At 57.9% G+C, this 14,093-nt stretch carries 9 protein-coding genes and 1 pseudogene; 4 read left to right on the top strand and 6 right to left on the bottom strand.

The annotated features are described in order from the left end of the window. From JNM42_RS10610 to JNM42_RS10595, 4 genes and pseudogenes are all read right to left on the bottom strand, one after another. Positions 1 to 177, bottom strand: a pseudogene (locus JNM42_RS10610) (IS5/IS1182 family transposase); the annotation flags it as partial. Positions 178 to 535: 358 nt separating this feature from the next. Continuing rightward, positions 536 to 1,726, bottom strand: coding sequence for a transglutaminase-like domain-containing protein (locus JNM42_RS10605; RefSeq protein WP_294269244.1), 1,191 nt, complete (start codon positions 1,724 to 1,726; stop codon positions 536 to 538). Between the two features lie 110 nt (positions 1,727 to 1,836). Then, on the bottom strand, positions 1,837 to 3,264 hold the full coding sequence (locus JNM42_RS10600) for a PhoH family protein (protein WP_294269242.1): 1,428 nt from the start codon (positions 3,262 to 3,264) through the stop codon (positions 1,837 to 1,839). Positions 3,265 to 3,436: 172 nt separating this feature from the next. Then, positions 3,437 to 3,892 carry a peroxiredoxin gene (locus tag JNM42_RS10595; RefSeq protein WP_294269240.1) on the bottom strand — a complete coding sequence of 152 codons (456 nt, stop codon included), beginning with the start codon at positions 3,890 to 3,892 and terminating at the stop codon, positions 3,437 to 3,439. Between the two features lie 367 nt (positions 3,893 to 4,259). Here JNM42_RS10595 and JNM42_RS10590 point away from each other — a divergent pair, with 367 nt between their 5' ends. Beyond that, complete coding sequence (locus tag JNM42_RS10590; RefSeq protein ID WP_294269238.1) at positions 4,260 to 6,188, top strand: ATP-dependent DNA helicase; 1,929 nt, start codon at positions 4,260 to 4,262, stop codon at positions 6,186 to 6,188. Next, positions 6,185 to 7,537: a hypothetical protein gene (locus JNM42_RS10585; RefSeq protein ID WP_294269236.1), complete on the top strand. Its 1,353-nt coding sequence runs from the start codon at positions 6,185 to 6,187 to the stop codon at positions 7,535 to 7,537. Before JNM42_RS10590 ends, JNM42_RS10585 begins: the two co-directional genes overlap by 4 nt. Before the next feature lie 26 nt (positions 7,538 to 7,563). On the opposite strand, the gene JNM42_RS10580 is transcribed toward JNM42_RS10585, so the two are convergent. Next, complete coding sequence (locus JNM42_RS10580) at positions 7,564 to 9,201, bottom strand: methyl-accepting chemotaxis protein (protein WP_294269234.1); 1,638 nt, start codon at positions 9,199 to 9,201, stop codon at positions 7,564 to 7,566. Positions 9,202 to 9,409: 208 nt separating this feature from the next. Between JNM42_RS10580 and clpB the strand changes: the two genes are divergently transcribed. Further along, positions 9,410 to 11,989 (top strand): ATP-dependent chaperone ClpB, encoded by a 2,580-nt coding sequence (clpB, locus tag JNM42_RS10575; protein WP_294269231.1) that lies wholly within the window; start codon positions 9,410 to 9,412, stop codon positions 11,987 to 11,989. A gap of 61 nt (positions 11,990 to 12,050) precedes the next feature. Here clpB and JNM42_RS10570 read toward each other — a convergent pair whose 3' ends face one another. After that, positions 12,051 to 12,344, bottom strand: a complete 294-nt coding sequence (locus JNM42_RS10570; RefSeq protein WP_294269228.1) for a toxin-antitoxin system HicB family antitoxin — start codon at positions 12,342 to 12,344, stop codon at positions 12,051 to 12,053. Positions 12,345 to 12,559: 215 nt separating this feature from the next. Between JNM42_RS10570 and JNM42_RS10565 the strand changes: the two genes are divergently transcribed. Beyond that, positions 12,560 to 13,825 carry a response regulator gene (locus tag JNM42_RS10565; protein ID WP_294269225.1) on the top strand — a complete coding sequence of 422 codons (1,266 nt, stop codon included), beginning with the start codon at positions 12,560 to 12,562 and terminating at the stop codon, positions 13,823 to 13,825. The last annotated feature ends 268 nt before the right edge of the window (positions 13,826 to 14,093 follow it).

Here is a 14,093-nt window from a genome sequence, read left to right as displayed (position 1 = left end):
CCCCTCTCCACACCACGACGAATGAACGAATTCTTCGATGCGCACCCACTCCAGATGGTAGATCACCTTCTCCAGTTTCGGCGTCAGTGTGCCAACGTCGTTGTGCAATTCGGGCAACAGGTCGTGCTGTATCACGTTCCAGCGTTGCATGATCAGGTCGCGTCGGTTAGTATTCATTTTGCGGGCTTTATGATGTTGGCGTCGAAACCTCATCATGCCAGAAATGGCCGCCCGCACCTCCCAATTTCGCCTCACGCCGCGAAATAAATCAGATCCGCAGATAAGGTTTTGCAAGAGGCTCCATGGTGCTTCTTTTACGCTATCGACCTTGTCAGAAGATGGGTTTACAAATGCCAGATTCATTTATCAGTTTTTTTTAGCCACACCACCCTGCATTCCGCGTAAAAAGGCGTTCTCAGCATGGTCCGTCCTGAAACGCGCATAAGCATCGCCTCTCACTGTAGCCATGCTTAAGAAGACTGTATTACTTGCCTCGTAGGCCGGCACAATGAAGATCAGTGCGTTATCAGGCAAATCAATCGACGCGGCTGGCGCTGACCTGGTAGCTCATGCGGCTGGTGTCCAGACTGTCGAAACGGCCGTCAATGGTTTCAACGAGGGGATAAACCAGGAAGGGGAGTGTTTTCCCCGTCGAGCCGCGCAAACTCACATCCTGGGCGACGTTAAAGCTGATCCAGTTCATTTCCCAGAAACCGAAAAGCAGCTTTTTCAACACCGTCAGCTTGGGATCTCCCAGACTCAGGCGCTCTTCACGAATGGCTCTGCGGACATCGGAAGGGTCGACCGGAATCCAGCCATAACCCGGCGTGTAGAACTCGGCGCGGCAGTGTTGCGCGGAGCTCAGGTTGCCGCCAACGCCGAGGCTGCCAAACAGTCGCGAACTGTCGATGCGCAAACCGAAAACCGGGCGTGCCGGAATACCGATCGATCGGCACAGCGCGACGAAAAGAAGTGCAATGTCTCCACTTCGGCCACTCAGGTTGCCGCTTTCCAGCATGCTTCCGATATTGACGTTGCCGACGCTCTTCAGGAGCGGGTCGTAGGTGGTATTTTCGACGACCCATTCGTAGATCGCCTTGCCCTGGGCTACCGGATCCTTGATGCGGCCGATGGCGCGTTCGGCCGTGTTGCGGACGATCCCGTCGATGGGAACCAGGCTGGTCGCCTGCAGGCATCGGCGCAGTACTTCGGTGCGTTCGGCGACCGCGCCGCGCCGGGTAATGTCAAAATGGCGGTCCTGTGTGGCGACCTGGCTGACAATCTGCAGTTGCGGCTTGGCGACGCCTTCCGGCCAGTCGGCGTAGAAGACCTCCATTTCGGCTACTGGGTCGCGATAGATGCCGGCGCTTTCAAAATTCCCTTGCCAGTTGTGGCCCAGCGAGCGCTCCCAGAGGGTGTCCTTGTACTGGGCCAGCGGCAGCCAGAGGCGGGCTTTGCCGTTGATCCGGTTGAGAACAATGCTTGAGCGAATGTCATAGCTCCGCCATTGCGCCGGTTCGTCCGGCAGGCTGATGACGTTGCGCGTTTCGCCATGCGGCTCATGGTGCACCTCAGGTTCTGAGTGGGCAGACGGCTTTTTTGGCTTCGGCCTGGCCGATGATTTGGCATGCGGCTTCTTCGCGTTTGTTTTATTAACAGCATACGCTGGCGAGCTGGCCAGCAGCGAGAGAACTGCCGAGGCGGCGAGGAAGTCTCGTCGTTTCAATCGACTCTCCGGAATGCGTGGATCTGTTCAGTGCCGGGAGCGCACTACGGATCGGTTGGTAAAAACGAAAGAGCCGTGTCACAGGACACGGCTCGATGAAGTGGGGAAAATTATAACACTTCGGCGGCGTAATCGGCCAGACGCGAGCGTTCGCCGCGTTGCAGGGTAACGTGGCCGGAGTGTTGCCAGCCCTTGAAGCGATCAACGACGTAGGTCAGGCCGGAACTCCCTTCGGTCAGGTAGGGGGTGTCGATCTGCGCGATATTGCCCATGCATACCACCTTGGTTCCGGGTCCGGCGCGGGTGATCAGGGTTTTCATCTGTTTTGGCGTCAGGTTCTGCGCCTCATCGATGATCAGGAACTTGTTCAGGAAGGTTCTCCCGCGCATGAAATTGAGCGACTTGATCTTGATCCGGTTGCGAATCAGGTCATGCGTTGCTGCACGACCCCATTCACCGGCATCGACATCGGTCTTGTTCAGCACCTCAAGGTTGTCTTCGAGGGCACCCATCCACGGCCCCATCTTTTCTTCTTCGGTGCCCGGCAGGAAACCGATGTCTTCGCCCACTGGAACCGTCACCCGGGTCATGATGATTTCAGAGTAGAGCTTGCTTTCCAGTACCTGCGTCAGCGCGGCGGCCAGGGTGAGCAGGGTTTTCCCGGTGCCGGCCTGGCCGAGCAGGCTGACAAAATCGATATCCGGATCCATCAGCAGATTGAGCGCGAAGTTCTGCTCGCGGTTGCGCGCGCAGATTCCCCAGACACTTCGTTTCGGGTGCGTATAGTCGGTCAGCGTCTCGAACTGTGCCGTCTTGCCGGAGACTTCACGGACGATGGCGTAGAGCGGCTGCTCCCCTTCCTGATAGATGAACTCATTGACCAACAGTTTCGGGCACAGCGGCCCCTTGACGCGATACAGCGTCAAACTGTCGCGTTTCCAGGATTCCATGCCCTGGCCGTGCCGGTCCCAGAAGCTGGCGGGCAGTTCGAGGACGCCGGTGTACAGCAGGTCGGTGTCCTCGAGCACCTTGTCGTTGAAATAGTCCTGGGCTTCGAGTCCGAGCGCGCGCGCTTTGATGCGCATGTTGATGTCTTTCGACACCAGAATGACGGCGCGCTCCGGGTGCAGGCGTTGCAGGTGGATGACTACGGCCAGGATCTGGTTGTCGGCCTTGGCGGTGGGCAGGCCGGTCGGCAAATCCTTGGAAATGGCTTCCGTCTGCAGGAAGAGACGCCCGCTGGCCAGTTTGCGTGAAGGACCAAAGAGGGCGATGCCGTTATCGATGCCATCGCTATGGCTGCTCACGATTTCGTCCAGGATGCGCGTGACCTGGCGCGCGTTGCGCGAGACTTCGGACAGGCCTTTCTTGTGGTCGTCGAGTTCTTCCAGCGTCATGATCGGCAGGAAGACATCGTGTTCCTCGAAGCGATAGACGCTGGTTGGGTCGTGCAACAGTACGTTGGTATCGAGAACAAAGAACTTGGTCAGTGCGGCATCGCTAATTTTTTTTGTGCGGGTGGCAGTTTTATGAGCCATGGGGACGTGCTTTCTCCGGTTGTATTTAGCGTGAAAGTCGCGCCAGCGACTCTCAAGTCTCCCCTCGCCCTTCGGGAGAGGGGTCGGGGGTGAGGGAATCGGGCAGGCAAGCGACTTCCATCATATAGGATGGCAGCTTATCCATGCCCGTCAGGTCGGTCATGCAGACTGATCAAAGCGATATCACGTAATCCAGTACCTCCTGCGCGTGCCCCTGCGTCTTGACGCCGCGCCATTCCCGCCTGAGCACGCCCCGACCATCGATGACGAAGGTGCTGCGCTCGATGCCGCGCACCTGCTTGCCGTACATCGACTTCATCCTGATCACCGAGAATTGCGTGCACAGCTTTTCATCGGCATCGGAAAGCAGGGAAAAGGGCAAGTCCTGCTTGGCCTTGAAGTTCTCGTGCGATCGGATGCTGTCGCGCGATACGCCGACCACCACGCATCCGGCCTTGATAAAGTCGGGGTAGAGGTCACGAAACTGCTGCGCCTCGCTCGTACAGCCCGGCGTGCTGTCCTTGGGGTAGAAATAAAGAACGAGTGTCTTGCCGCGCAAGTCGGCAAGCCTGAACAGCATGCCGCCAGTTGCCGGCAGCTCGAAGTCTGTGATTATCGTGTCGATCATGGGTCAGGAACCTGTAAGGTGAACGTCGTGCGAGCGGCTCTCGAATTTCCCCTTGAACTTTGGCATTGGGGTCGGGTGAGAGGGAAACGGGAATGACTTGTGTGTCACCTGAGGTGCACACCCAAGTTTGCCCGTTAGGTTGACTGCCCGATTGTTGTAAGAAAACCGCTATTGGTCAAGTCCGATAGCGAAAATGAACAAGGCTTATTCCAAAGGCCGCCGTCTGGGCTACCCATCAAGAAATCGCTTGATTCGCATCGGGAGGTCTGAAGCGTCAGGAAAAAGAGGTCGAGCCGCTTCTGCCGATGGCCTTCCTATCGAGTACGCTAGCCTGTACCATGTCCAATTTACGAATTTTGACCCACTGGTGACTCCCTCCATCCAGGAAGCCTTCTCGGCCGATGGTCCGCTGGCCTCCGGCATTCCCGGCTATCGGCTTCGCGCGCAGCAGATCGATATGGCCGAGCGCATCGCGGCAGCCATGTCCGAAAACAAGGTGCTCGTTGCCGAAGCCGGTACCGGAACCGGCAAGACTTTTGCCTATCTCGTTCCGGCGCTGCTCTCCGGCGGCAAGGTGATTGTCTCGACCGGCACCAAGAATCTGCAGGATCAGCTTTTTTCTCGCGACATCCCTACCGTGCGCAAGGCGCTGGGTTCGCCGGTCAAGGTCGCGCTGCTCAAGGGGCGCGCCAATTATGTGTGCCATTATCATCTGGAGCGCTCGCTGGCCGACGGGCGCTTCATGACGCGCGAGGATTCGGCGCACGCCTTGCGCATTTCACGCTTTGCCAGGAAAACGAAGACCGGCGACAAGGCCGATTGCGCTGATGTACCGGAAAGCTCGCCGGTATGGGGCATGGTCACCTCGACGCGCGAGAACTGTCTCGGCCAGGACTGTCCGAGCCACAAGGCGTGTTTCGTTCTGGCGGCGAGGCGCGAGGCGCTGGCCGCCGATCTGGTGGTCGTCAATCACCATCTCTTTTTTGCCGACGTGATGCTGCGCGACGAAGGTACGGCTGAACTGCTGCCGGCCTGCAACGCGGTGATTTTCGACGAAGCGCATCAGTTGCCGGAAACCGCCAGCCTTTTTTTTGGCGACAACGTGTCGACCGCGCAAATCCTCGATCTGGTTCGCGATGCGCGTGCCGAAGGTCTCGCTTCGGCACGCGATTGCCTCGATCTGCCGACCTTGTGCAACTCGGTGGAAAAGTCAGCCAGGGATCTGCGCCTGACCCTGCCGCTCGAACCCTCGCGTTTTGCCTTGCTGCAACTGACCGCGCGCATGGGTTTTGACAATGGCGTGCTTGGCCTGATGCGAGAAATTGAAGCCTTTGCCGCCCTGCTCGAAACGCAGGCGCAGCGTTCGGAAGGGCTGGAGAACTGCTGGCGCCGCGCGGGCGAATTGCTGACGCAGTTGCGCCGCTGGCAGGGCGGAGCCGATGCCGACTACGTGCGCTGGGGCGAAACCTACACGCATGCGCTGCAACTCAATGCTACGCCGCTGGTCATTGCAAAAATCATGCAGAAGCAGATGAGCGGCCATCCCCGCGCCTGGATCTTCACTTCGGCAACCCTCGCCGTGCAACGTGATTTCGGGCACTATTGTGCCGAGATGGGGCTTGATCGGAGCGAATCGGCTTTCTGGGACAGCCCATTCGATTACCCGCGCCAGGCGTTGCTTTACGCGCCGCAAAGCCTGCCCGATCCGAATAGTCACGGCTTTGCCGAGGCCGTGGTCCAGGCCGCTTTTCCGGTACTCAAGGCCAGCGGAGGACGGGCTTTCTTCCTGTGTACATCCTTGCGCGCCATGCGCCGCACACATGAACTGTTAGGCGAACAGCTTGAGCGGGCCGGGCTCGATTTCCCCTTGCTGTTGCAGGGCGAGGGCAGCAAGAACGAGTTGCTCGAACGCTTCCGCCGGCTTGGTAACGCCATTCTGGTCGGCAGCCAGAGTTTCTGGGAAGGCGTCGACGTGCGCGGTGACGCGCTGTCGGTGGTGGTCATCGACAAGCTGCCCTTCGCACCGCCTGACGACCCGGTGCTTTCGGCACGTATCGAGCGCATGAAGAACGAAGGGCGCAACGCCTTCATGGACTATCAGTTGCCGCGTGCCGTGATCAATGTCAAACAGGGTGCCGGTCGGCTGATTCGTGACGAGACGGATCGTGGCGTACTGATGATCTGCGACCCGCGACTGATCAGCAAACCCTACGGCAAGCGCATCTGGCGCAGTCTGCCGCCGATGAAGCGGACTCGCGAGCTCGACGAAGTCCTGGCGTTTTTCGGGTCATCATGACAACCTCAACCAGCCACGTACCTGGTGCGCCCCTGCCTGCGGATTGCCGCGATGCCGCGGCGGTTCTCAATCGCGGGTGCGTTTGCCGTTCGGTCGATCACGAGAAGCTGAGCCAGGCGCTGGCTGGCGGGGTGGTTGGCGAGGGTGGCCAGGCTAAGGATTCGCTCGGCGAATTGTTGGCGACACGCCCCCATCTGTTCTCCGATACCCGCGTCTATGTGGCCGAGGCCCACCTGCAATTCATGGCCGACCTGATCGGCGTGATCGAACAGGTGGTCGGGATCGACGCCTGGAACGAACGCGTGCTCGACTATGCGCCCGAGATTGCGCGACATTCGCCGGCGGCGGCGGGGGTCTTTCTTGGCTACGACTTCCATCTCGGGGCCGACGGGCCGCGCCTGATCGAGATCAACACCAATGCCGGTGGCGGGCTGCTCAACGCCAAGCTGCTGCGCGCGCAGAACGCCTGCTGCACCCCGATGCTTGCCATGCCCGATCCGGCACTCGAAGATGTGTTTGTGAGCATGTTCCGTGAGGAATGGCGGCTGGCGCGCGGGGAGGCTCAGCTACGCTGCATCGCCATAGTCGATGCGGCGCCTGCCGGCCAGTTTCTGGCGCCGGAGTTCGAGTTGTTCCGGCAGTTGTTTGAGTCCAGGGGAATCCTTGCCCTGGTGGTCGCCCCCGGCGATCTTTCGTTTGATGGCGAGCGCGTATTGTCTGGTGGTCGGGTGGTCGATCTGGTTTACAACCGGCTGACGGATTTTTCGCTGGCTGAAACACAGCATGAGGTATTACGGGCGTCCTACCATGCCGACGCCGTGGTGCTTACGCCCCACCCGCAGGCGCATGCTCGGTATGCCGACAAGCGCAATCTGGAAGCCTTGACCGACGAGGCCTGGTTGAAGGAAATTGGTGTCAGCGCAGCACACCGGCAGTTACTCATGACCGGTATTCCGCGCACTGAGCGGGTTGAGCCGGAGCAGGCCGCGCGCTTCTGGGCGAGCCGGAAACAGTGGTTCTTCAAGCCGGCGGCGGGCTACGGCAGCAAAGGCACGTATCGCGGCGACAAGCTCACCCGACGTGTTTTCGCAGAAATCTCGCGCGGCGGCTACGTCGCCCAGGCTCTGGTGCCGCCTTCCGAACGGCGCTTGCTGGTCGACGGGGTCGAGCAGGATCTCAAGCTGGACTTGCGCAACTACGTTTATCAAGGCAAGGTTCAACTCGTTTCGGCGCGGCTGTATCAGGGGCAGACGACCAATTTCCGTACCCCCGGCGGAGGGTTTGCGGCGGTGTTTTCAGTGTCCTGCCAGGGTGACGAAAAAGTCTGCAATGAGAGAGAAAGACTGTAAATCAGCCAGTGAATCAGCACGGCCGCTCAGCGCAGCTTGAAACGGCTGACCGAATTGTGCAGCGAGGTGGACAGTTGTTGCAGGTTATGTGCCGCCTGAACGGTGTTCTGTACCGCATTGGCACTTTGTTCTGCCATCTGTGCGACGTTTTCGATGTTCTTCGCTATTTCGCTGGAGGTTGTTCCCTGTTCGCGTATCGCATCCGAAATACTGTTGACCACATCCGTGACACGCATCGAGCCCGAGCGGATATCGTTAATTGACTTGCCGGCCTGAGTGGCCAACTCGACACCCTTGCTGGCTTGCACGACTCCACTTTGCATGCTATCAACCGCGCTGCGCGTGCCGTTCTGGATTTTCCCGACCATACTGGAAATTTCGCTGGTAGATAGACTGGTACGTTCAGCCAGCTTGCGTACTTCATCGGCAACGACAGCAAAACCTCTGCCCTGTTCACCGGCACGCGCCGCTTCGATGGCGGCGTTGAGTGCGAGCAGGTTGGTCTGGTCGGCGATCTCCTTGATGGTATTGACGATCGAGGAAATCTGTTCGGACTGGCGTCCCAGTTCTTCGATGATCGTCGACGAGGATTGCACGGCATCCGAAATCTTGTGCATTTCGCTCGCGGCACTTTCGATGATCTGTGTTCCGGTCGTGGACAGATCGCTGGCTTCCTTGGAGATATGATGGGCTTCACGAGCGTTCTCGGCAACCTGGCCGATGCTGACGGTCATTTCTTCGACGGCAGCCGCCATCGATGAGGCGGTTTCGCCTTGCTGCCGGGTACGCTTGGAAACTTCATTGAAGGCTTCCAGCATTTCGTTCGAAGCCGATGAGAGTTGTTCGGCATCGCGAACGATTTCTTCGACCATATGGCTTAGCGTTACCTGCATTTCCTTCATGCTGGCCAGGAGACTGCTGGTGTCGCCCGGAGCACAGTTGATTTCACTGCTCAGGTCGCCTAGCACGATGCGTTGTGTAATCTGCCGGGCGACCTGGGGATCACCACCCAGCAGTTTGAAAAGATGGCGCGAAACCAGTGCCAGCGAAACGGCAATAAAACCGCCAATTACTGCGATCCAGGCGAGCAGCTTGATGGCATTCTGCAGGAACAGAGTGTTGATGTCGTCAATATAGACCCCGCTGCCAATGACCCACCCCCAGCTTTCGAGTGCCTTGACGTAGGAAATTTTTGGCACCGCTTCTTCGAGACCGGGTTTTGGCCAGACGTAGTCAACGAATCCACTACCCTGTTCCTTGGCGATCTTGCTGAATTCGACGAAGATGACTTTGCCGTTCTTGTCCTTGAACTGGGACAGATCCTTGCCGTCCAGTTCCGGCTTGATCGGATGCATGACAATGACGGCGTTGAAGTCGTTGATCCAGAAATAATCGTTTTTGTCATAACGCATGCCGCGCACGGCGTCGATGGCCAGTTTCTTTGCCTCATCAACGCTTATCGCGCCCTCCCTGGCCTGTTTCTCGTAGAAACTCGCCGTGGCATGCGCGACCTCGACGAGACTGCGAATCTTGTCCTTGCGATCCGCCAGCAACTGGTTTTTTTCACCGATCAGAACGATGGCCGCCAGCAGGCACAAGGCCACGACCGTGATCAGCGTGAGCCCGTACAGCCTGGTGCGCAATGACATATTTTTGATGCTCATTGACTCTCCTCCTGAATCTTTGGCAGTGATGCCTTTTTTTGGGTTACCTGTGCAATTTACGCTTTGTGCAAGGTATTGGCAATTGTGCTGAACGCAAGCAAAGCTTGTTCTTGCTGGCGAGCAGGACATTTAGCGCCGTGCACTTGAAAACCGATCAGGGCTGCCCCATTTACTCTTCGACGAAAAGCCATTAACCAGGGGAAAAGCCATGCGTCTTGACAAACTCACCACCAAATTCCAGCAGGCTCTGGCCGATGCACAGAGCCTGGCCATCGGTCATGACAACCAGATGATCGAGCCGCAGCATCTGCTGCTTGCCTTGCTGCAGCAGGACGATGGCGGCACGGCATCGTTGCTGGCGCAGGCCGGCGCCAATGTGCAGGCACTCAAGACCACGCTAGGACAGGCCATAGCTCGTCTGCCGAAGGTCGAGGGACATGGAGGCGAGGTGCAAATTGGCCGCGATCTGACCAACCTGCTCAATCTCACCGACAAGGAAGCGCAAAAGCGCGGCGACCAGTTCATCGCCAGCGAGATGTTTCTGCTCGCCGTTTGCGACGACAAGGGTGAAACAGGTCGCCTGGCCAAACAGAACGGACTCTCGCGCAAGGCGCTGGAGCAGGCGGTGGCCGCGGTACGCGGCGGCGAGGGCGTCGATACCCAGGAAGCCGAAGGGCAGCGCGAATCGCTGAAAAAATATTGCATCGACCTCACCGAACGTGCCCGTCAAGGCAAGCTTGATCCGGTGATCGGGCGCGACGACGAAATCCGCCGGGCGATCCAGATCCTGCAGCGGCGCACCAAGAACAACCCGGTGCTGATCGGCGAACCGGGCGTCGGCAAGACGGCCATCGTCGAAGGCCTGGCGCAGCGCATCGTCAATGGCGAAGTGCCCGAAACGCTCAAGGGCAAGAAGGTGCTTAGCCTCGACATGGCGGCGCTGCTGGCCGGTACCAAGTATCGCGGCGAATTTGAAGAGCGCCTGAAGGCCGTGCTCAAGGAAATTGCCCAGGAAGAAGGGCGCATCATCGTTTTCATCGACGAGCTGCACACCATGGTTGGCGCCGGCAAGGCCGAGGGTGCGATGGATGCCGGCAACATGCTGAAGCCGGCGCTGGCGCGCGGCGAACTTCATTGCGTCGGCGCCACCACACTGGATGAATACCGCAAGTACGTCGAGAAGGACGCCGCGCTCGAACGCCGCTTCCAGAAAGTGATGGTCGATGAGCCGACGGTCGAGAGCACGATCGCCATCCTGCGCGGTCTGCGCGAGAGGTACGAACTGCACCACGGCGTTGCGATCACTGATCCGGCCATCGTTGCTGCGGCCGAACTGAGCAATCGCTACATTACCGATCGCTTCCTGCCGGACAAGGCCATCGACCTGATCGACGAGGCGGCGGCGCGAATCCGGATGGAAATCGACTCCCGCCCCGAGGTCATGGACAAGCTCGACCGGCGTATGATCCAGCTCAAGATCGAGCGCGAGGCGGTGCGCAAGGAGAAGGACGAGGCCTCGAAAAAGCGCATGCACCTGATCGAGGACGAATTGCTCAAGCTGGAGCGCGAGTACAACGATCTCGAAGAAGTGTGGAAGTCCGAGAAGGCGCAAGTCCAGGGTAGCGCGCACATCAAGGAAGAGATCGACAAGCTCAAGGCGCAGATGGCCGAGCTGCAGCGCAAGGGCCAGTACGACAAGCTCGCCGAGCTCCAATACGGCAAGTTACCGCAGCTTGACGCGCAATTGAAAGCAGCGGAAAAATCAAACGAGGGCGGGCAGCAGAACAAGCTGTTGCGCACCCAGGTCGGCATCGAGGAAATAGCCGAGGTGGTGTCACGCGCTACCGGTATCCCGGTGTCCAAGATGATGCAGGGCGAGCGCGAGAAGTTGCTGTACATGGAAGATCGCCTGCACCAGCGCGTGGTCGGCCAGGACGAGGCGGTACGCTTGGTGTCCGATGCGATTCGCCGCTCGCGGGCCGGGCTGGCCGATCCGAACCGGCCTTACGGTTCGTTCCTTTTCCTCGGCCCGACCGGGGTCGGCAAGACCGAACTGTGCAAGGCGCTGGCCGGCTTCCTGTTCGATTCGGAAGATCACATGATCCGTATCGACATGAGCGAATTCATGGAAAAGCACTCAGTATCGCGCCTGATCGGTGCGCCGCCCGGCTACGTCGGCTACGAGGAAGGCGGCTTTCTGACCGAAGCTGTTCGCCGCAAGCCTTACAGCGTGATCCTGCTCGATGAAATCGAGAAGGCGCATCCGGATGTCTTCAACGTGCTGTTGCAGGTGCTCGACGATGGGCGCATGACCGACGGGCACGGGCGTACGGTCGATTTCAAGAACACCGTGATCGTGATGACCTCGAACCTCGGTTCGCAGATGATCCAGCAGATGGCCGGCGACGATTATCAGGTGATCAAGCTGGCGGTGATGGGCGAAGTGAAGAGCTATTTCAGGCCGGAGTTCATCAACCGTATCGACGAGGTTGTCGTCTTCCACGCACTCGACGAAAAGCACATCAAGTCGATTGCCAGAATCCAGCTCGGCAATCTGGAAAAACGGCTGGCGCAACTCGAAATCAAGATCGAGATCGACGACAGCGCGCTTTCCGAAGTGGCGGCGGCGGGGTTCGACCCGGTATTCGGCGCGAGGCCCCTGAAACGCGCCATTCAGTCGCAACTCGAAAACCCGCTGGCCAAGGCGATACTCGAAGGACGTTTTGGCGCCGGCGAAACGATCAAAGTTACCTGTCAGGGCGGCGTGATGCGCTTCGAGAAAGTCTGACCGGCAAAGGGACGCTGCGCTGTTGCAGCGTCCCGCTTCACCGCCGGGTTTATGCGAAGTGCTAGTCCAGGCTCATGCCGGCAGCCTGCGCGGCGACAAACGCGCGACTTTGAGTTTCAGGGGTACGCGAAGCAGCAACTTGCCGGAGGCTGGCTTCTCGGGATGAACTCCCTGGCTTTTTACAGTCAGCGTGGCAGTCTTTGACAGCGTACTCATACTCGGCTATCAACTCCTCAACCGTTTCACAGAGAAAATCGATGATGCTGCGATTGCCGAGAATGCGAGCGACAAAAATATTGTCTCGCTCATCGTGCTCGACGCGAGTGGTATAGCCTTTGTGCGACATGATATTCATGGCATTACTACTACACGCTCCAACAGTTCTCTTGACTCTTCAACCTTTAATGCCTGCGGTGGGTAGCCCCTTTAGTGGTGCTGTGTGTTTAAATTTCCTGTCATTTCCTTATGAGGCGAAAGGAGGTCACGAGTATTCGTATGGGTTAAAAATAGGATAGTCACGCGCGGGTCAATAATGGATAATGCACGAAATATTTGCTCCAGGGAGTGGCAATGAAAGCGTTGATTGTAGAACCGTCACGCATGATCAGAAACGTTTTTGTCTCTTTGTTTTCAAAAAACAATATTTCCGCCATTGCCGTTGAAACCGCTACCGAGGCATTGGTTTCGCTGGAAGCCGAGCATGTTGATTTTCTGTGCTTCTCCATGCAGCTCAAGGACATGACCGGAATTGATTTCTTTGTTCAGGCCAAGGAGCGCGGACTGATCGGCAAGCACCCTTCAGTCATGCTGACCTCCTCGAACGAAAGTGTGACGGCAAAGGCCGTCAGCTTGGGGGTTACCGAATGCTTCTCCAAAAACGAGCCGTCCAGATTTGAAGCCTATGTCAATCATTGGGCAATAAGCAGTTCGGAAAGGCTGAATGGCGAGGTTCTGCTGGTCGAAGACAGCAAGTCGCAAGCGGCATACCTGGAAAAACTGCTGGTGGCGCTGGGGCTGAATGCGACCCGCGTCGCGACCGGAGAGGAGTGTCTGGACGTCATTGCGAAGCGAAAATACGATCTGGTCCTGGTCGATTACATGCTTGAAGGAACCATGACCGGCTTGGGAGTGATCCGTGGAATCCGTCTCCTGGAAGGGCGCACCGGAAAACTCCCCATCCTTGCCATATCAAGTTTTGACGATGTGCCACGACGTATCGAAATGCTTCGCTCGGGTGCCAATGATTTTGTCCTCAAACCCGTCGTCCCGGAAGAATTTCAGGTCCGGGTCAGCAATCTGATACAGCTACGTCAGGCGCTGGACTACCTTGAAGAACAACACAGTATTCTCTACGAGATGGCCATGCATGATCGCTTGACGTCGGTCTTCAATCGGCACTATGTTAATGAGCGTGCACAGATACTGATCCGTGAGTCAAAAGAATCAGGCCGCCCATTGACCTGCGTTGTTATGGATATAGACTATTTCAAACGGGTAAACGACAGTTATGGGCACTCCATGGGTGACTCCGTGCTGGTCGCCGTTGCCACCGTTCTCAGTGAACATGTCGGCAAGAACGGGATCGTCGCACGCATGGGAGGCGAGGAATTCATGGTGGTTCTGCCCGGCATCGATGAGTTTACCGGCTCGGGCATGGCGGAAAAAACCCGCGAAATCATCGAAGACCTTGAGCCCTGCGGTTTGCGTGTCACGGCGAGCTTCGGGGTGGCCCAACTTCGGCCCGATGAAACCTATGAGAATCTTTTCGGTCGCGCCGACTCGGCCATGTATGAAGCGAAGCGTGCGGGGCGCAACCAGGTCGTGTCGGCAGAATAGGTTTTTTTGTTTGTAAACACTGCCATTGTGCCATTGCTCTCAGACACCAAAGAATGACATTGAGGATAGCATCGCATTTTTTTCATAAAAGAAAGAATTCGAAGTTTGGTCGATTCAGTCGTACCTTTTGACGTCCTCCCCGGCCTGAAGGCCGGAGATTCCTACGGCGCTATGCATGAGCAAGCTCACGTTTAGTCGCTTCGGCGGGTTCCTGCTTCGCAGAGTGGCCTAACCGCGCCGACTTTCCACAGGCTAACAAGCGATGCCC

It is taken from the genome of Propionivibrio sp. (assembly GCF_016790145.1).
Lineage (GTDB): Bacteria > Pseudomonadota > Gammaproteobacteria > Burkholderiales > Rhodocyclaceae > Propionivibrio.
Note: the sequence above shows the minus strand (reverse complement) of the source record. Positions and strands in the feature narration are given on the sequence as shown.

What these genes read in the sequence shown, in the direction of transcription:
- JNM42_RS10600 (WP_294269242.1), bottom strand. Translation starts at nt 3,264, where the DNA reads ATGGCTCATAAAACTGCCACCCGCACAAAAAAAATTAGCGATGCCGCA.
- JNM42_RS10595 (WP_294269240.1), bottom strand. Translation starts at nt 3,892, where the DNA reads ATGATCGACACGATAATCACAGACTTCGAGCTGCCGGCAACTGGCGGC.
- JNM42_RS10585 (WP_294269236.1), top strand. Translation starts at nt 6,185, where the DNA reads ATGACAACCTCAACCAGCCACGTACCTGGTGCGCCCCTGCCTGCGGAT.
- JNM42_RS10580 (WP_294269234.1), bottom strand. Translation starts at nt 9,201, where the DNA reads ATGAGCATCAAAAATATGTCATTGCGCACCAGGCTGTACGGGCTCACG.
- clpB (WP_294269231.1), top strand. Translation starts at nt 9,410, where the DNA reads ATGCGTCTTGACAAACTCACCACCAAATTCCAGCAGGCTCTGGCCGAT.
- JNM42_RS10570 (WP_294269228.1), bottom strand. Translation starts at nt 12,344, where the DNA reads ATGAATATCATGTCGCACAAAGGCTATACCACTCGCGTCGAGCACGAT.
- JNM42_RS10565 (WP_294269225.1), top strand. Translation starts at nt 12,560, where the DNA reads ATGAAAGCGTTGATTGTAGAACCGTCACGCATGATCAGAAACGTTTTT.